This window comes from Vibrio sp. MMG023 (genome assembly GCF_021654215.1).
GTDB classification, from domain to species: domain Bacteria; phylum Pseudomonadota; class Gammaproteobacteria; order Enterobacterales; family Vibrionaceae; genus Vibrio; species Vibrio jasicida.
In genome coordinates this window covers 96,312-114,073 of the sequence record NZ_JAKFZP010000003.1, presented here as the reverse complement: position 1 = coordinate 114,073, position 17,762 = coordinate 96,312, and the positions used below count along the sequence as shown (strand labels likewise).

The following is a 17,762-nucleotide window of genomic DNA, read 5'->3' as shown; positions in this document are numbered from 1 at the left end:
TCCAATACTTGTGGCTTAAACAAAGTGTATATCGAACCGCGATCAGGATGCTAGTTGTGGCATCCCCTACCAGAATAAATTTCGATACAATAGAGAGGCTCTGCCTGCGACAACAAGGATAATGGATGAATTCTCTACAACGTTTCTATCAATGGATTGCTAGCACCCCACCACTTTTTAAACTTCAAACGCCCTTTGTCACCGTCGAAGACATTCTGACACCACCTCTATCGGACAATGAAGATTACGATGGCAATCCACGACTTGGCTTCCTTTACCAACACCTTTGCACCAAGCTACTGACTTGCTCACCTCGATATGAACTGGTTGCTGAAGAGATTCAACTCAACGACACGACTGGCCGCACAATTGGCGCCGTCGATTTGATCCTCGAGAATCAGGAAACCAAACAATACGAGCATTGGGAAGTGGCCATCAAATTTTACTTACTGAATGAAGGCATTTGGTATGGCCCGAATGCACACGACCAACTGCATAAGAAACTCGATCGCATGCTTACCCACCAACTAAAAATGAGCCAGAGAGAAGAGTTCCACCAGCAGTTACCGTTAGACGTTGTACCGAGCGAACACTTGCTGATGCAAGGTCGCCTCTATGTAAATCCTTTTTCAGACGAGCCAACCCCTACAACCTGTTTAGGTTACGAGCTGAACCAAAGCCAAATATCCGGCAATTGGTGTTATCAAAGCCAATGGGAAGGGATTAAAGAACCTTTATATGCTCTTTCCAAACCACTATGGGCAATTGGCAATGAGGAGTTCTTGGAACCCATCGATAAACCATCAGATAGGTTTATTCACGCTCAAACAAAGAGTGGTCAATTTTGGTTTGTTGTACCTGATGCGTGGCCGAACTAAAACGGGAAACGATTTTATTTTGCTTTTCTAGGGACAAGTTCCGTCAACACCTCCTTAATCAAAATACCTTTCCGCTATACTCTCAACGAGCACCTCTCGATTCCTAGAGCGAAGCGTTCCCGACTCTCGAAGCGCAGCGTTCCCTCTTCACAAACAAAAAGGGCCGACGCAATGTCGACCCTTTCGAACCTTAATCGTTTGAATTACAAACCAGCGGCTGCAAATACTTGATTAACGATTTCTTGTGCTTCGGCTTCGATTTGTTTCAGGTGCTCTTCACCTTTGAAGCTTTCACAGTAAATCTTGTAGATGTCTTCAGTGCCTGATGGACGTGCAGCGAACCAACCATTCGCTGTCGTTACTTTAAGACCACCAATCGCTGCACCATTACCTGGAGCGTGCGTCAGACGAGCAGTGATTGCATCACCAGCTAGAGTCTCAGCCGCAACCATTTCTGGTGACAACTTCTTCAGTACGTCTTTTTGTGGGCCATTTGCTACAGCTTGAATACGGTTGTACTTAGACTCACCGTGCTTCGCCGCTAGCTCTTCATAGTAATCTTGAGGGTTCTTACCCGTTACCGCAGTGATCTCTGCCGCTAGAAGACATAGCAAGATACCATCTTTGTCTGTTGACCAAGGCGTACCATCTTTACGAAGGAAAGACGCACCAGCACTTTCTTCGCCGCCGAAGCCAAACTTACCAGTGTACAGACCATCTACAAACCATTTGAAACCAACAGGTACTTCACATAGCTCACGACCAAGGTCCGCAACAACACGGTCAATCAGAGCACTTGATACTAGCGTTTTACCCACAGCGACATCTTTACCCCACGCGTCACGGTGACGGTATAGGTAATCGATACAAACCGCTAAGAAGTGATTCGGGTTCATCAAACCTTTTGGCGTAACGATACCGTGACGGTCATAGTCAGGGTCGTTACCGAATGCTAGATCGTATTCGTCTTTCAGTGCCAATAGACCCGCCATTGCGTAAGGAGAAGAACAGTCCATACGTACAACGCCGTCTTTATCTAATGACATGAATTGGAAAGAAGGATCAATCGCTTCACTTACTAGCGTTAGGTCTAGGTTGTATGCCTGACCAATTTGACGCCAGTAATCGATGCCGCTGCCACCCAATGGATCTACACCAATCTTCAGGTTTGCTTTTTGGATTGCTTCCATATCGATAACGTTCACGAGATCATCGATGTATGGTTTCACCAAGTCCATCTCAACAAACAGATCCGATGCTTTCGCTTCTGCCAGTGGTAGGCGTTTAACACCTTGTAAATCTTCTGCAATCAGAGCGTTCGCACGATCTTCGATCGCTTGAGTCAGTTCAGCTTCTGCAGGACCACCGTGAGTCGGGTTGTATTTAATACCACCGTCTTGTGGTGGGTTATGAGATGGGGTAATCACGATGCCATCTGCTTTGTCATCATGCTTGATGTTATAAGTCAGAATCGCGTGTGAAATACCAGGCGTTGGCGTGTAGCCGTTGTCTTGCTGGACAATCACTGTCACACCGTTTGCAATCAATACTTCAATCACACTTGAAAACGCTGGTTCAGATAGCGCGTGCGTGTCTTTGCCCACAAACAATGGGCCTGTTATACCTTGCTCAGCACGAACTTCTGCTACCGCTTGAGCGATCGCTAAAATGTGGTTTTCGTTAAAGGTGTGCTTGTCCGCGGTACCGCGGTGACCAGAAGTACCAAATTGAACGTTATGCTCTGCATTTGATGCATCAGGTTGAAGTAAGAAGTAGTTAGCAACGAGTGCTGGGATATTATGAAGATCTTCCTGCTGCGCTTTTTGCCCAGCACGAGGGTGCATAGCCATGTTTGACATCCTTTCTTTAAATACAAATAAAATCAAAAAAGCCTCATAATATCCGCTATACGCTACACATTATGAGGCTTCTATCAGGTTTCTTAGATTGAACCTGTTACTTTCTCTATCAAGTCAGGCTGGAATTCCATATGAGTCATCACCTGCTCAACCATCTGTCGCTTGCGACTGGTGTTGTTATTAGTGATTACCCAAAATGGCGTACCAGGAATTGCTTTAGGCTTGGTGGTATTGCCGTTTGCTAGCAGAGTATCTTCATTATCAGCAAAGTAAACGCGCTTGCGCCCTTTTACTTTCGTTGCTTGAGAGAAGCTCTCTGGATTTAACGTGTGTAAGGTTGATAGAACCAACATGAAGCGATCAATCGCTTTCTTAAGGCCAGCAAACTCATCAGAAATCAGTAGAGAACGCATTTCTTTTACGGTATCCACTGATTCTGTTTTACCAGCATCTTTACTTACTACAATCCCTTGTGGCTGCTCGATTACAGGTGCCACGACGGCTTCCTGCAACTGACCATCAAGGTTCAAAAGGCGTCGTAAAATATCCGAGGCACTTTCACCGATATGCTTGGTTTGACCCGCAATGTAACGGTATAGATCCTCATCAACCTCAATTGTTTTCATTCGCTTTTCACATTCTCAATGTTTAAACTCTGGGGGATTATAACGAGATCCTCGCGGATACTCCACGTTAAACCCATCACGAATAAGATAAAATGTCAGCATTACTCAACTATAAGCAGGAAGGCCAAGGCCAAACGGTTGTTTTGATTCATGGATTGTTTGGCAGTTTCAGTAATCTAGGTTTACTGGCTCGCGACCTCGTCCAAGATCATTCCGTGATCAGCATTGATCTACGAAATCACGGTCTCTCTTTCCATTCAGATACACACAACTATGAAGTCATGGCGCAAGATGTTGCTGATTTACTTCGCAATATCGACATCGAGCCTGCGTTAGTAATCGGCCACTCTATGGGTGGTAAGGTTGCAATGAAACTAGCAGATGTCGCTCCTGAATTAATAAAACAGCTGATCGTTTTAGACATGGCACCAGTTGCCTACAACACAAATCGTCACGACAATGTATTTCGTGGTCTACAAGCGGTAGTCAAAGAACAACCAAGTAATCGCCAACAAACCATGGATATTCTTGCTCAACACATTGAAATGGACGGCGTAAGACAATTTTTGTCGAAGTCGCTGTATAGGAACGGTGACAAAATGGATTGGCGCTTTAATGTCGCAAGCTTATTCAACAATTATGATCAGATTATTGGCTGGCAAGAAATTGCGACCACAGATATTCCAACTCTGTTTGTTAAAGGTGGTGATTCAGACTACCTAATGCCTGAGCATCAGCCTGCTGTTAAGCGTCAGTTTAACAACGCAAAAGCACACATTATCGCCAATACCGGACACTGGTTACATGCAGAGAAACCTGCTGAAGTAATGCGTGTGATCAGGAAATATATTTCGAGTTAACAAATTCGAAAAACAACGCCAGATTATTGAAATAACCCTTCTTGTTGTGCATTAACTTTACTGTTTAACAGTGGTATAGTGCGCCCAAGAATTTTTGGCATGAAGGACGACAATGCTATACGACTATATGGACATGCTCGAGTCGATTGGGCTCGATCTGCTTTTTGCTGCTATCTTCTTTTTCATCGGGATGGCAATAAAAGATGTGCTAAAACAAGGTAACGTACCTGTTTTCGGTCGTCGTATTGTGTGGTTGGTTCTTTTCCTTGGCTGCGCTGGTTTCATCGCGAAAGGCCTGATTCAGCTCAGTTGGGAAGGCACAGGGCTTGGTTAAGCTCTTCTCCCCATCGCCAGTAACAAACAATGTAAAGGTATAGACTCTATGGCAAGTGTAGGTATCTTCTTCGGTAGCGACACAGGTAATACTGAAGCCGTTGCAAAGATGATTCAAAAGCAACTAGGTAAACAACTAGTTCACGTTCAAGACATCGCAAAAAGCAGCAAAGAAGACATTGATAACTTTGATCTTCTTCTTCTAGGTATCCCTACGTGGTACTACGGTGAAGCGCAATGTGATTGGGATGATTTCTTCCCTGAGCTTGAGCAAGTAGACTTCTCAACAAAGCTAGTCGCTATCTTTGGTTGTGGTGACCAAGAAGATTACGCAGAGTACTTCTGTGATGCGATGGGTACAGTTCGTGACATCGTTGAAGCAAAAGGCGGTACTATCCTTGGCCACACTTCAACTGAAAGTTACGAGTTTGAAGCGTCTAAAGCACTTGTAGAAGGCGACGATAGCCAGTTTGTTGGCCTATGTATCGACGAAGATCGTCAACCAGAATTGACTGATGAACGTGTCGAAAACTGGGTTAAGCAAATCTATGAAGAGATGTGCCTAGCTGAGCTTGAAGGCTAATACAGCACCTATTGAAAAAGACCTCCACCTTGGAGGTCTTTTTGTATCTGTCTATCAAGAAGCTTCCGTTGCGACCTCTTCTTCTCGATATTGAGGTTTCTTCCTCACATACAACTTCCGTTGCACTTCCGATACAACGTTACCTTCTTTGTCTTTCACATAGGTAATAAACTCTGGAAAGCACTTTTCACCGTTACGAGTCATTTGGTAAATGTCAGCTAGCATTCCTTCTGTTACTTCAAACTCGGCAAATAAATCACTCTGTCCCGGTTTGATGAAGTTGATACTCGCCTCTTTATCCCACACAAAATACTCTTCCCGTAAAATGCCCATCAACATCAGAGAATAAATTGGGTCCGTAAGCGAGAAGATACTACCGCCATACTGGGTACGATTTGCGTTTTTATTCCACCAACGGAGCTTCAAACGAACGTTAACCGTTCGAAAGTCTTCAGAAATATGTAAGATTTTGATACCTGAGCCCCAAAATGGCGGCCAAATATTAAGCGCAAACTTAACAATCCCTGGTTTATAAATCTTGGCAAGTCGCTTATTCATACCTATCCATAGCCTTTGCGATGCAATGTTATAAAAATGTAACTGGTCTGATCTGTAATATAATCGACCTGTTTCTAATTTACAAAAAGAATCTATTAACCCTTTGAAGTTCGTGGTTTAATGTTCAGTACGCTTCGCCTATAATGGTAGGAATATTGAATTCTGTTAAATCGCTGCAGATGATCCAACGGGAAAGTATATGTCAGATAATAATCAGGCGCTGAAGGATGCGGGCTTAAAAGTAACCCTTCCAAGGCTAAAAATTCTAGAAGTACTTCAGCAGCCAGACTGCCAGCACATCAGTGCTGAAGATTTGTACAAAAAGCTAATCGATCTAGGTGAAGAGATTGGTCTAGCAACCGTTTATCGTGTATTAAACCAATTTGATGATGCTGGTATTGTTACTCGCCACCATTTCGAAGGCGGTAAATCAGTATTTGAACTGTCAACTCAACATCACCACGATCACTTAGTATGTTTAGACTGTGGTGAAGTAATTGAGTTTTCAGATGACGTGATTGAAGAACGTCAAAAAGAAATCGCAGCTAAGTACAATGTTACGCTTACTAACCACAGCTTGTACCTATACGGTAAATGTAGCGATGGTTCTTGTAAGACGAATCCTGACGCGCACAAGCCTGCAAAATAAAAAGTAACGCTTTTTATTAATAAAGACTCTAAACGTCAGCTTCGGCTGGCGTTTTTTTATGGAGACAAGCAATGAAGAAAAGGAATTCTTGTGGCTTTACCTTACTCGAACTGATTATTGCAATTGTTATTCTTGGGATACTGGCTGTTGTAGCCGCACCGCGATTCCTAAACCTTCAGGATGACGCCTACGAAGCCAAGATGGAAGCCATCGCAGACCAATTTGAAACGGCAGTTAAGTTCACCCAAAGCCAGTGGTTAGTTAACGGGGGGACACCAGCAGCACAGCAAAATATAGATGGCTATGGTGGCGGAGAATTGGATGTCAATGAATTTGGCTACCCTTTAGGAACAAACAAAGGCAACGCCAGTGGGAATATTGGTAACCCATACAATATTGGCCAAGGGAACGCAGGATGTATTGCCGTATGGCAAGCTCTATTAGGTGATGAATACTCGCTATCGAATAATCGGAATGCGAACGATAGGTTTGATTTTATAACGCGCCGTATCAGAGACAATGACTCCCACCAATCCGTTTGCTATTACACGTATACAAAAAAAGGTTACGAACGAACTCCCGAGAACTCAAGCTTTGTCATATGGTACGACTCAAAAGCGGGCACAGTGACGACATCAAAGCCCTCTCGTCTACCATAGGACATAAAAAATGCCAGCAATTTGCTGGCATTTTTGTTAGCGAGGTATTGAGATTATTGGTTCTCGATTTTCGCCCAAGTATCACGTAGACCAACCGTACGGTTGAATACTAGGTTATCTGCTGAAGAATCTTTTGAATCTGCACAGAAGTAACCCATACGCTCAAACTGATAACCTGTTTCTGCTTCTGCCGTTGCTAGGCTTGGCTCAACAAAACCGTTTAGAACCACTAGTGATTCTGGGTTGATCGTCGCAGCAAAGTCATCCGCAGCCGCTGGATTTGGTACTGTGAACAAACGATCGTACATGCGGATTTCTGCAGGCAATGCTTTGTCTGCTGATACCCAGTGGATTACGCCTTTCACTTTACGGCCATCTGCAGGGTTCTTACCTAGCGTTTCAGCATCGTAAGTACAGAAGATTGTCGTGATGTTGCCTTCCGCGTCTTTCTCGATGCGTTCAGCCTTGATCACGTATGCGCCACGTAGACGTACTTCTTTACCTAGAACAAGGCGCTTGTACTTCTTGTTTGCTTCTTCACGGAAATCTTCGCGCTCAATCCAAACTTCACGAGTGAATGGCACTTCACGCTCGCCCATTTCAGGTTTGTTTGGATGGTTAGCAACCGTCAGAGTTTCTACCGCACCTTCTTCAAAGTTCTCGATAACGATCTTAACTGGATCTAGAACGGCCATCGCACGTGGTGCGTTTTCGTTTAGATCATCACGAATACAAGATTCTAGTGAACCGAACTCAATCATGTTCTCTTGTTTCGTTACACCGATACGCTTACAGAACTCACGAATAGATGCAGAAGTAAAACCACGGCGACGCAGACCAGATACGGTTGGCATGCGTGGGTCATCCCAACCATCAACCAATTTCTCAGTCACTAGTTGGTTTAGCTTACGCTTAGACATCACTGTGTATTCAAGGTTTAAGCGACTGAATTCGTACTGGTGTGGACGGCAATCAATCGTGATGTTGTCTAGAACCCAGTCGTACAGACGGCGGTTATCCATGAACTCAAGAGTACAGATAGAGTGCGTAATGCCTTCTAATGCATCAGAGATACAGTGTGTGAAGTCGTACATTGGGTAAATGCACCACTTATCACCAGTCTGGTGGTGAGTCGCAAAACGTACACGGTAGATAACTGGATCACGCATTACCATGAATGAAGAACCCATGTCGATCTTAGCGCGAAGACACGCTTTGCCTTCTTCGAACTCACCTGCACGCATTTTTTCAAATAGCGCTAGGTTTTCTTCGATTGGGCGATCACGGTATGGGCTTGGTTTACCCGGAGCCGTTAGCGTACCGCGGTATTCACGAATCTGCTCAGGACTTAGCTCATCAACATACGCTAAGCCTTTATTAATCAATTCAATTGCATATTCGTAAAGCTTGTCGAAGTAGTTTGATGAGTAACATACTTCACCATCCCACTCGAAGCCCAACCAGTTTACATCTTTCTTGATAGACTCAACGTATTCGATGTCTTCTTTTTCAGGGTTTGTATCGTCAAAACGCAAGTTACATTGACCCTGGTAGTCCTGAGCAATACCGAAGTTCAAACAGATAGACTTAGCATGACCGATATGCAGGTAACCGTTCGGCTCCGGCGGGAATCGAGTATGCACGCTAGTGTGTTTACCATCCGCTAGATCTTTATCAATAATCTGGCGAATAAAGTTTGATGGACGAGCATCAGCTTCACTCATCTATAGCACCTCAAAAATATTAGTATTGTCAGAGAAAACAGAACTCCACAACCAAGGTTGGATTTGCAGAGTGCATTGTTCCTAATGATCCACAATTCTTAGCGATTAGACAACAAGAACCGTCGTTAAAAAGGCAATATTTCTCTACTTAGGTGGAAACCAAAGCATATTGAAACGCTTGAAACAAAAAAAGACCTCCCGAAGGAGGTCTTTTATAGAGAGTCTTTAAGATGTTACTAAGGAAGTTTTACATCTGATAGGTCTTCACCTGCACCGATTGCTTTCATTTCACCAGCAACGATTTCTGCAAGAGGACCAAGGATAACTTGTAGGTTGTTTTCACCTAGCTTAACCACGCCCTTCGCACCAAGTTTCTTAAGAACAGCTTCGTCAGCGACTGAGCGGTCTTTAAGAGTAAGACGTAGACGAGTGATACATGCGTCAATTGAAGTTAGGTTGTCGTGACCACCTAGTGCTTTCAGGTATTGACGAGCTAGGTCACCTTTTGGTGCATCACCAGCTGGAGCAGCAGATGCATCTTCATCGTCATCTTCACGACCTGGCGATTTCAGGTTGAATGCGCGGATTGCGAAGCTGAATGTGAAGAAGTATAGAGCACCGAAGCTTAGACCTAGAGCAAGAAGCACTAGAGGCTTAGTAGCTAGACCGTAGTTCAGTACGAAGTCGATTAGACCCGCAGAGAAACCAAAGCCATGTAGCGTGCCAAGCATGTTTGCAAGTACTAGAGATAGACCAGTAAATACGGCATGCATTGCGTATAGAGCAGGAGCAAGGAACACAAACATGAACTCTAGAGGCTCTGTAATACCTGTTAGGAATGAACAGAACGCTACTGAGAATAGTGCGCCACCAACTTGGCTGCGTTTCTCAACTGGTGCTGCTAGGTACATAGCTAGTGCCGCACCTGGTAGACCGAACATCATTACAGGGAAGAAGCCGTTCATGAATACACCAGCGCTCTTATCGCCGCCGAAGAAGCGATGTAGGTCACCAGATTTAAGCGTTTCAGTTACTTCTTTAACTGTTGCAGTGATTTCTGGAGTTACAGAGTTAGCGAATTCGAATGTGTGAGTTTGACCAGCAACAAGAGTCTTAGCTAGAGCTGGGTCAACACAAAGCTGTTGTAGAGCAGGAAGTGCTTGACCAGCAGCAGTTGCGCCAGATACTAGAACTTCTTGACACGTACCCATACCGAACCAGAAGTACGAGTTTAGTACGTGGTGTAGACCTACAGGGATAAGTGCGCGGTTAAGCGTGCCGTAAACGAACTGACCGATAGCACCAGAAGTAGAAACTGCGTGCGCTAGCGCGTCAAGACCGCCTTGAATTGTTGGCCATACAACACCAGCAAGAGCACCAGCTACAAGCGAGAATAGACCCGCCATGATTGGTACTAGACGTTTGCCAGAGAAGAATGCCAACCACTCAGGAAGACGAGTAGCATGGAAAGCGTTGTAAGAGTGACCAGCGATGATACCTGCAATGATACCGCCGAAGAATGACATGTTAACACTTGCATCAATTGTCGCTGCAGTAGCAGTTAGCACGAAGTAAGCAACTGCACCTGCTAGACCAGCAGCACCTTGACCGTCTTTAGAAAGACCGATCGCGATACCTAGACCGAATAGTAGTGGTAGTTGACTAAAGATTGCATTACCAGCTGATGCCATAAACGCAATGTCTAAAAGGTCAGGTTGACCCAAACGTAGTAAAAGCGCTGCAACTGGAAGCGTTGCGATAGGAAGCATAAGAGCTTTACCTAACTTCTGCGCGTATCCAAGAATATTCACCTTAAGTTCCCCCTATAGGATTTTATGTTTTGTCGAATGACTTATTTCAGTCGTTCAATTTAGTCGCTACCAGTTTATGATATTAATTTTGCTCCGCAAATTAAAAGCTCATTGTTTGTGATCATAATCACCAGAAACAGCCCTTTGGGAAGGTTTTTGCTAGCGAGATCATAAAACTTATTTTATTATACGAAAAAATGGCGTTTTAGAGATAAGATTCTCGCACTTTATGCAAGACAGAATCAGTGTTATTTTGGTATCTCTACAGATGATTCGCAGTAACTTCGCTCTGGAAAACAATCATAAAAACTAATTCATTTATTATTTTTCAGTTAGTTACTCTGATAATGACATCGATAAAACGCGACTTGCTGTATGTGACTCGTTATCTAATTCAGTGATACAAACTAAGTACCAGCATGACTCATGCAGTCACCAGTTAGATAACGGGACAGAAAATGAATTCTCATCTATAAGGACTAGCTGACTATGTACGCGCTAAGTAACTGTAAAATCTATACCGGTAGTGATGTTCTTACCGATCATGCGGTCATCATCGACAATGACCAGATTCAATCAGTTGTGCCAGTAACTCAATTACCAGAAGGTATTGAGATCAAAGATCTGGGCGGTGCAAATCTAAGCCCTGGTTTTATTGACCTTCAGCTAAACGGCTGTGGCGGTGTGATGCTAAACGACGAAATCACACCTGAAACCATGCAAATCATGCACGAAGCCAACCTAAAGTCGGGTTGTACTAGCTTCCTACCAACTCTTATCACGTCTTCAGACGAAGACATGCGTGCTTCGATTGCTGCGGCTCGTGAATACCACAACAAATACCAAAACCAATCGTTAGGTCTTCACCTTGAAGGTCCTTACCTTAACGTTGCGAAGAAAGGCATCCACAGCGTGGACTTCATCCGCCCTTCTGACGACGGCATGATTGACCTTATTTGTGCGAATGCAGATCTCGTAGCAAAAGTAACACTAGCACCAGAGCAAAATGATCCTGAACACATTGCACGTCTTAAAGCGGCAGGTATCGTCGTATCAATCGGCCATACAAATGCGACTTACGCAGAAGCGCGTGAAGGTTTTGAAGCAGGTATCACCTTTGCTACTCACCTATTCAACGCAATGACGCCAATGGTTGGCCGTGAACCTGGTGTTGTTGGTGCGATTTATGACACTCCGGAAGTTTACGCCGGCATCATTGCTGACGGTTTTCACGTAGACTACGCAAACATCCGAATTGCTCATAAAATCAAAGGTGAAAAGCTTGTTTTGGTGACGGATGCCACAGCTCCAGCAGGTGCTAACATGGATCACTTTATTTTTGTTGGTAAGAAAGTATATTACCGAGATGGTAAATGTGTTGATGAAAATGGCACATTAGGCGGCTCAGCTCTGACTATGATAGAAGCAGTTCAGAATACAGTTGAGCACGCAGGCATCGCTTTAGACGAAGCTCTACGAATGGCTACACTGTACCCAGCGACCGCAATCGGTGTTGAGGAACGTCTTGGCCGAGTTCGAAAAGGAATGGTGGCAAACCTGACTATTTTCGATCGTGACTTCAATGTAAAAGCGACGGTTGTTAACGGACAATACGAGCAAAATTAAGCATGAATGGCGGACAGATTGGTAATGTAGATTTAGTAAAACAGCTCAACAGCGCTGCGGTATACAGGCTGATTGACCAACAAGGTCCAATTTCCCGTATTCAAGTCGCGGATGTTAGTCAGCTCGCCCCTGCGAGTGTTACCAAAATAACCCGCCAACTCTTAGAGCGCGGCTTAATTAAAGAGGTCGCGCAACAAGCATCTACCGGTGGTCGCCGAGCGATATCGTTGACCACTGAGGTAAAACCCTTCCACTCTATCGCTGTGCGATTAGGCCGAGACTACGTGCAATTTAGTTTGTACGATCTAGGTGGCACGGCGTTGGCAGAAGACCAACACGAACTTCACTACACCAATCAGGCTGACTTGATCGCTGGTTTGATTGATCTGTTGAAAGACTTCGTAAATCGCTGCCAAGATAAAATCGACCAACTTATTGCTATCGGCATCACCCTACCTGGCTTGGTAAACCCAACTACAGGTGTTGTTGAATACATGCCAAACACAGATATCGATAACTTAGCGCTTGGCGAAATCATCCGTGAGAAGTTCAATACTGCGTGTTTCGTTGGTAACGATGTACGTGGTATGGCTCTGGCTGAACACTACTTTGGTGCAAGCCAAGATTGCCAAGACTCAATTCTGGTCAGTGTTCACCGCGGTACTGGTGCGGGCATCATCGTAAATGGTCAAGTTTTCTTGGGCTTTAACCGCAACGTAGGTGAAATCGGCCACATCCAAATTGACCCACTCGGTGAGCAATGCCAATGCGGTAACTTTGGTTGCTTAGAGACCGTAGCGGCAAATCCAGCAATCATTCAACGTGTGAAAAAACTGATTGCACAAGGTTACGAATCTAGTTTAACTCAGCTTGAACACATCACGATTGAAGATGTTTGTAACCACGCAATGAATGGTGATGAACTGGCGAAACAAAGCCTGGTTCGTGTGGGTAATCAACTTGGTAAAGCGATTGCAATTACCATCAACTTATTCAACCCACAAAAAATTGTCATTGCTGGTGACATTACTGCCGCTGAAGAAATTGTTTTCCCAGCGATTCAGCGAAACGTAGAAAACCAATCTTTGAAGACCTTCCATAACGAACTTCCAATTGTTGCTTCTCATATTGATAAACACCCAACAATGGGCGCATTTGCGATGATTAAACGCGCCATGTTGAACGGAGTTTTGTTACAAAAGTTACTAGAAGACTAAGTTTATACAACCAATTGAGTTACAATCTCGGGCTGTGATTTCACAGCCCGTTTTTGTATATCAGGAATATAGCTCAACAGTATGGAAATTATTCTAATTACAACGGCCTTCATCGCCGGTTTTATTGCGCTCAAATGCCACCTCCCTCCATTGGTTGGCTTTCTACTTGCCGGCTTTGGCTTGCACGCGTTTGGTTACCAAAGTAATGACGTCATTGTTACCCTTGCAGATCTTGGTGTTACGCTTCTCCTCTTTACAATTGGCTTAAAGCTAGATGTCAAAACCCTACTCTCTAAAGAAATTTGGGGAGGAGCCACGGCGCACAACGTTCTTTCAACTCTTTTCTTTGCGCTTGTTCTTATTGGACTAAAACTGCTCGGCTTATCCTCATTGACAAGCATGGATAGCTCGCAAATTCTACTTCTCGCTTTTGCTTTATCATTTTCCAGTACTGTATTTGCCGTTAAGACACTGCAAGAAAAAGGTGAGATGAACGCGACCTACGGGACCCTAGCTATTGGTATTCTGGTTATGCAGGATATTTTTGCCGTGGTTTTCCTTACCGCTTCAACAGGTAAAATTCCGGAGTGGTATGCGATAGGTTTGTTTGCATTGCCTCTTCTTCGTCCATTGTTCTATAAACTCTTAGACAAGGTAGGCCATGGCGAGATGCTGGTTCTCTTCGGTATCTTCTTTGCGTTAGTCGTTGGCGCAGGCCTATTTGAGCTTGTAGGTATGAAGCCTGACCTCGGTGCTCTTATCCTCGGTATGCTCTTGGCAGGACACCGTAAAGCATCTGAATTATCCAAATCTCTATTCAATATGAAAGAACTATTCTTAGTCTGCTTCTTCTTGAATATTGGTTTGTCGGCATCTCTGAGCTTCACAGGCATTGGTTTGGCGTTGCTGTTTATTTTACTACTGCCAATTAAAGGTCTGCTTTACTTCCTAACCATCAACTATTTCAAATTCCGCGTACGTACCTCACTGCTGACATCACTATCATTATTCAACTACAGTGAATTTGGTTTGATCGTCGGTGGATTGGCCTACAAAATGGGTTGGATGCCAAGTGATATGCTTGCTGCGATTGCAGTTGCCGTCTCCATTTCTTTCATTATCTCTGCACCATTGAACCGCTTGGGTCACCAGATCTACCAGCATTCTGGGAAATGGCTACAAGAAACAGCAGCCGAAAAGCTCAATCAACGCGACCAACTTATCAACCCGGGCCATGCTCAAGTCCTGATTTTAGGTATGGGCCGAATTGGCACTGGTGCCTACGATGAGTTGCGTTCTCGCTATGGCAAGATTTCTCTTGGTGTAGAAGTCCGTGAAGAAGCAGCGCATAAACACCGTTCTGAAGGACGCAATGTAATTTCTGGCGACGCGACCGACCCCGATTTCTGGGAACGAATTTTAGACACAGCCAATGTAAAGTTGGTCTTACTGGCGATGCCACATCACCAAGGAAACCAAACCGCATTAGAGCAACTACAAAGCCGAAAATATAAAGGCCAAATTGCAGCGATTGCTGAATATCCCGATCAGCTAGAAGGATTACTAGAAAGTGGTGTTGATGCGGCGCTGAACATTTATAGTGAAGCCGGTAGCGGTTTTGCGCGTCATGTTTGCGAGCAACTTCAACCTCAGTTCACCCCGATGAAATAAGCATCAAAAACAATATTTTTATTGAGCCCTCTAACAATAAGAGGGCTTTTTTGTGTGTTTTTTATACCAAACCTTAATCTCATTCATCAAAACAAGACTTATTTTAAACACTATCTAATAGACAAGCCTTTTTATCATTTTTTTAATCATAAAACGTTGCTTTTTTTACTCACAATGGCAAATTGAAGCCATACCGATTAAAAATTGTTTAGTTTAAAAAGGATGTTGTATGTGTTCAGTATTTGGCATTTTAGACATTAAGAGTGATGCAGCAGCATTGCGCCCTATCGCACTTGAGATGTCGAAAAAGCTTCGTCATCGCGGTCCAGACTGGTCTGGAATCTACTCATCAGAACGCGCAATTCTTGCGCATGAGCGTCTAGCGATCGTTGGTCTAAATAGTGGTGCGCAACCACTATACAGCCCTGATAAAAAACTCATCCTTGCTGTAAACGGTGAAATCTACAACCACAAAGAGATTCGTGCTCGCTACGAAGGTAAATACGAATTCCAAACCGATTCAGATTGTGAAGTTATCCTAGCGCTATACCAAGACATGGGCGCAGACCTTCTTGAAGAACTAAACGGTATTTTCGCATTCGTACTTTACGATGAAGAAAAAGACGAATACTTAGTGGGCCGTGACCACATCGGTATCATCCCGCTTTACCAAGGTTACGATGAGCACGGCAACTACTATGTTGCTTCAGAAATGAAAGCACTAGTACCAGTATGTAAGACCGTGAGCGAGTTCCCTCCAGGTTGTCACTACGGCAGTGCAGATGCAGAGCCTCAACGCTACTACACTCGTGACTGGAATGAATACGCAGCCGTACAAGGTAACAGCACTAGCAAAGAAGAATTGACTGAAGCTCTAGAAGCAGCGGTCAAGCGCCAACTAATGACTGACGTGCCTTACGGTGTACTTCTTTCAGGTGGTCTAGATTCTTCTATTACGTCTGCGGTAGCGAAACGCTTTGCAGCGATGCGTATTGAAGATGATGAGAAGTCTGAAGCTTGGTGGCCACAACTGCACTCTTTCGCTGTCGGCCTAGAAGGTGCGCCCGATCTGAAAGCTGCTCGTGAAGTTGCTGACCAAATTGGGACTGTTCACCATGAAATGACATACACCATCCAAGAAGGTTTGGATGCCATTCGTGACGTGATTTACCACATTGAAACGTACGACGTAACAACGATTCGAGCTTCTACTCCGATGTTCCTTATGGGTCGTAAGATCAAAGCAATGGGCATCAAGATGGTACTGTCTGGCGAAGGTGCGGATGAGATTTTCGGTGGTTACTTGTACTTCCACAAAGCACCAAACGCTCAAGAGTTCCACGAAGAGACGGTACGTAAGCTTCTCGCTCTAAACATGTTTGACTGCGCACGTGCTAACAAATCGCTAGCGGCGTGGGGTGTAGAAGGTCGTGTTCCATTCCTAGATAAAGAATTTATTGACGTTGCAATGCGCCTGAACCCAGCGGACAAGATGTGTGGCAACGGTAAAATGGAAAAACACATTCTACGTGAGTGTTTCGAGCACTACCTACCAGAGTCAATTGCATGGCGTCAAAAAGAACAGTTTTCTGATGGTGTAGGCTATAGCTGGATCGATACTCTAAAAGAAGTGGCTGAGCAGAAAGTGACAGACCAGCAAATGGAAACAGCGCAGTTCCGTTTCCCTTATAACACACCAACCACAAAAGAAGGTTATGTGTACCGCGAGATCTTTGAAGAGCTGTTCCCGCTGCCTTCTGCAGCTGAATGTGTTCCTGGAGGCCCTTCAGTAGCGTGTTCTTCAGCGAAAGCGATTGAATGGGATGAGTCTTTCCAAAACTGTGTAGACCCATCAGGACGCGCTGTGCAAGCCGTTCATAACGACGCATATTAATTCTAAGGTAGGACTGGCTCCACCAGCTGCCTTTCAGTCTTTAGGCACAAAGATCAAAAAGAGGTGCAAAAGCACCTCTTTTTTTATACCAGAATGACTGTTGGTTATTTTAAATCGAGGTCATTATTGTCTATGCTTACCGGCACTCGCTTAGTGATCATCTGCACTAACATGATTGAGCGCTTCTCACCATCTTGCTCTTGGAAGATGGCATCTATACCCGCAAACTGCCCGCTTTTAACTCGAACCTCATCACCAGGCTGTGGCATACATTCAGAATCAGAATGATCGTCTGTGCAGGTTTCCAGCTGTTTAAGCTCAAAAACCAGATCACCTTGGATTTCTTTAGGCTGCGCACCAAAACGCACAAAATCCACAACACCACGTGTAGAACGTACTGAGGTGAAATTAGGGCCTTTTTCATAATCAAATCGAGCAAATACATAACACGGGAACAACGGCTCTTCGACTTTCTGTCGCTTACCCCGTAAGATCTTTTCGACCTCAACAGTTGGGTAAAAACATTCTACACCCTGATTTTCTAGGTGCTGTTTTGCCCTAACTTGTTCTCCACGTTTACAATAAAGTAAATACCAACGTTTCATTTTTTACTAGCCAATTATATTTTTCTCTCATCCTAGCATTAAGCCCAAGATGAGTCATGGATATTCAAGTAACCTATCAATAAGCCACTTTATATTGCACATACAACTTACACCTTTTCATCAGCTTAAGAAAATAAGTCTATAGGCAAAAATGAAAAGTAAGTTTGTAACACGACCAAATCACCGACAAAAACCCCGCCATTTCAACA

At 44.2% G+C, this 17,762-nt stretch carries 16 protein-coding genes; 10 read left to right on the top strand and 6 right to left on the bottom strand.

The window, feature by feature from the left end; genetic code table 11:
• Positions 1–125 precede the first annotated feature (125 nt).
• Complete coding sequence (locus tag L1076_RS10255) at positions 126–878, top strand: DUF1853 family protein (protein WP_186175038.1); 753 nt, start codon at positions 126–128, stop codon at positions 876–878.
• Positions 879–1,081: 203 nt separating this feature from the next.
• Here L1076_RS10255 and pgm read toward each other — a convergent pair whose 3' ends face one another.
• Complete coding sequence (gene pgm / locus L1076_RS10250) at positions 1,082–2,728, bottom strand: phosphoglucomutase (alpha-D-glucose-1,6-bisphosphate-dependent) (RefSeq protein WP_186175037.1); 1,647 nt, start codon at positions 2,726–2,728, stop codon at positions 1,082–1,084.
• A gap of 92 nt (positions 2,729–2,820) precedes the next feature.
• Entirely contained in the window at positions 2,821–3,363 is a 543-nt protein-coding gene (seqA, locus tag L1076_RS10245; RefSeq protein ID WP_038865694.1) for a replication initiation negative regulator SeqA, read from the bottom strand.
• 92 nt (positions 3,364–3,455) lie between these two features.
• On the opposite strand from seqA, the gene L1076_RS10240 reads away from it, so the two are divergent.
• The 3 genes from L1076_RS10240 to fldA all read left to right on the top strand — a co-directional run bounded on the left by L1076_RS10240 (position 3,456) and on the right by fldA (position 5,139).
• Entirely contained in the window at positions 3,456–4,223 is a 768-nt protein-coding gene (locus tag L1076_RS10240; RefSeq protein ID WP_038877575.1) for an alpha/beta fold hydrolase, read from the top strand.
• Between the two features lie 112 nt (positions 4,224–4,335).
• Entirely contained in the window at positions 4,336–4,557 is a 222-nt protein-coding gene (locus L1076_RS10235; RefSeq protein ID WP_005446406.1) for a DUF2788 domain-containing protein, read from the top strand.
• Between the two features lie 48 nt (positions 4,558–4,605).
• Entirely contained in the window at positions 4,606–5,139 is a 534-nt protein-coding gene (fldA, locus tag L1076_RS10230) for a flavodoxin FldA (RefSeq protein WP_038865696.1), read from the top strand.
• 54 nt (positions 5,140–5,193) lie between these two features.
• On the opposite strand, the gene L1076_RS10225 is transcribed toward fldA, so the two are convergent.
• The gene (locus L1076_RS10225; protein WP_038877569.1) at positions 5,194–5,697 is read right to left on the bottom strand and encodes a DUF4442 domain-containing protein; all 504 of its coding nucleotides are present in this window, start codon (positions 5,695–5,697) and stop codon (positions 5,194–5,196) included.
• A 199-nt stretch (positions 5,698–5,896) separates the two neighbouring features.
• On the opposite strand from L1076_RS10225, the gene fcrX reads away from it, so the two are divergent.
• Positions 5,897–6,346, top strand: a complete 450-nt coding sequence (gene fcrX / locus L1076_RS10220; RefSeq protein ID WP_010643296.1) for a ferric iron uptake transcriptional regulator FcrX — start codon at positions 5,897–5,899, stop codon at positions 6,344–6,346.
• A 71-nt stretch (positions 6,347–6,417) separates the two neighbouring features.
• Positions 6,418–7,005, top strand: a complete 588-nt coding sequence (locus tag L1076_RS10215) for a type II secretion system protein (protein ID WP_039976314.1) — start codon at positions 6,418–6,420, stop codon at positions 7,003–7,005.
• A 53-nt stretch (positions 7,006–7,058) separates the two neighbouring features.
• On the opposite strand, the gene glnS is transcribed toward L1076_RS10215, so the two are convergent.
• Positions 7,059–8,729: a glutamine--tRNA ligase gene (gene glnS / locus L1076_RS10210; protein ID WP_038865703.1), complete on the bottom strand. Its 1,671-nt coding sequence runs from the start codon at positions 8,727–8,729 to the stop codon at positions 7,059–7,061.
• Between the two features lie 236 nt (positions 8,730–8,965).
• On the bottom strand, positions 8,966–10,540 hold the full coding sequence (gene nagE, locus L1076_RS10205; protein ID WP_038865705.1) for an N-acetylglucosamine-specific PTS transporter subunit IIBC: 1,575 nt from the start codon (positions 10,538–10,540) through the stop codon (positions 8,966–8,968).
• A gap of 489 nt (positions 10,541–11,029) precedes the next feature.
• Here nagE and nagA point away from each other — a divergent pair, with 489 nt between their 5' ends.
• The 4 genes from nagA (at position 11,030) to asnB (ending at position 16,948) form a co-directional block, all read left to right on the top strand.
• On the top strand, positions 11,030–12,166 hold the full coding sequence (nagA, locus tag L1076_RS10200) for an N-acetylglucosamine-6-phosphate deacetylase (protein WP_104027674.1): 1,137 nt from the start codon (positions 11,030–11,032) through the stop codon (positions 12,164–12,166).
• Positions 12,167–12,168: 2 nt separating this feature from the next.
• The gene (locus tag L1076_RS10195) at positions 12,169–13,383 is read left to right on the top strand and encodes an ROK family protein (protein WP_038865709.1); all 1,215 of its coding nucleotides are present in this window, start codon (positions 12,169–12,171) and stop codon (positions 13,381–13,383) included.
• An 81-nt stretch (positions 13,384–13,464) separates the two neighbouring features.
• Complete coding sequence (locus tag L1076_RS10190) at positions 13,465–15,054, top strand: cation:proton antiporter family protein (RefSeq protein ID WP_038865710.1); 1,590 nt, start codon at positions 13,465–13,467, stop codon at positions 15,052–15,054.
• Positions 15,055–15,283: 229 nt separating this feature from the next.
• Entirely contained in the window at positions 15,284–16,948 is a 1,665-nt protein-coding gene (gene asnB / locus L1076_RS10185; protein ID WP_038865711.1) for an asparagine synthase B, read from the top strand.
• A gap of 104 nt (positions 16,949–17,052) precedes the next feature.
• Here the strand turns inward: asnB and rfaH are convergent, their stop codons facing one another.
• Positions 17,053–17,553, bottom strand: a complete 501-nt coding sequence (rfaH, locus tag L1076_RS10180) for a transcription/translation regulatory transformer protein RfaH (protein ID WP_038865712.1) — start codon at positions 17,551–17,553, stop codon at positions 17,053–17,055.
• Between the last annotated feature and the right edge of the window lie 209 nt (positions 17,554–17,762).

What these genes read in the sequence shown, in the direction of transcription:
- L1076_RS10255 (WP_186175038.1), top strand. Translation starts at nt 126, where the DNA reads ATGAATTCTCTACAACGTTTCTATCAATGGATTGCTAGCACCCCACCA.
- pgm (WP_186175037.1), bottom strand. Translation starts at nt 2,728, where the DNA reads ATGGCTATGCACCCTCGTGCTGGGCAAAAAGCGCAGCAGGAAGATCTT.
- seqA (WP_038865694.1), bottom strand. Translation starts at nt 3,363, where the DNA reads ATGAAAACAATTGAGGTTGATGAGGATCTATACCGTTACATTGCGGGT.
- L1076_RS10240 (WP_038877575.1), top strand. Translation starts at nt 3,456, where the DNA reads ATGTCAGCATTACTCAACTATAAGCAGGAAGGCCAAGGCCAAACGGTT.
- L1076_RS10235 (WP_005446406.1), top strand. Translation starts at nt 4,336, where the DNA reads ATGCTATACGACTATATGGACATGCTCGAGTCGATTGGGCTCGATCTG.
- fldA (WP_038865696.1), top strand. Translation starts at nt 4,606, where the DNA reads ATGGCAAGTGTAGGTATCTTCTTCGGTAGCGACACAGGTAATACTGAA.
- L1076_RS10225 (WP_038877569.1), bottom strand. Translation starts at nt 5,697, where the DNA reads ATGAATAAGCGACTTGCCAAGATTTATAAACCAGGGATTGTTAAGTTT.
- fcrX (WP_010643296.1), top strand. Translation starts at nt 5,897, where the DNA reads ATGTCAGATAATAATCAGGCGCTGAAGGATGCGGGCTTAAAAGTAACC.
- L1076_RS10215 (WP_039976314.1), top strand. Translation starts at nt 6,418, where the DNA reads ATGAAGAAAAGGAATTCTTGTGGCTTTACCTTACTCGAACTGATTATT.
- glnS (WP_038865703.1), bottom strand. Translation starts at nt 8,729, where the DNA reads ATGAGTGAAGCTGATGCTCGTCCATCAAACTTTATTCGCCAGATTATT.
- nagA (WP_104027674.1), top strand. Translation starts at nt 11,030, where the DNA reads ATGTACGCGCTAAGTAACTGTAAAATCTATACCGGTAGTGATGTTCTT.
- L1076_RS10195 (WP_038865709.1), top strand. Translation starts at nt 12,169, where the DNA reads ATGAATGGCGGACAGATTGGTAATGTAGATTTAGTAAAACAGCTCAAC.
- L1076_RS10190 (WP_038865710.1), top strand. Translation starts at nt 13,465, where the DNA reads ATGGAAATTATTCTAATTACAACGGCCTTCATCGCCGGTTTTATTGCG.
- asnB (WP_038865711.1), top strand. Translation starts at nt 15,284, where the DNA reads ATGTGTTCAGTATTTGGCATTTTAGACATTAAGAGTGATGCAGCAGCA.
- rfaH (WP_038865712.1), bottom strand. Translation starts at nt 17,553, where the DNA reads ATGAAACGTTGGTATTTACTTTATTGTAAACGTGGAGAACAAGTTAGG.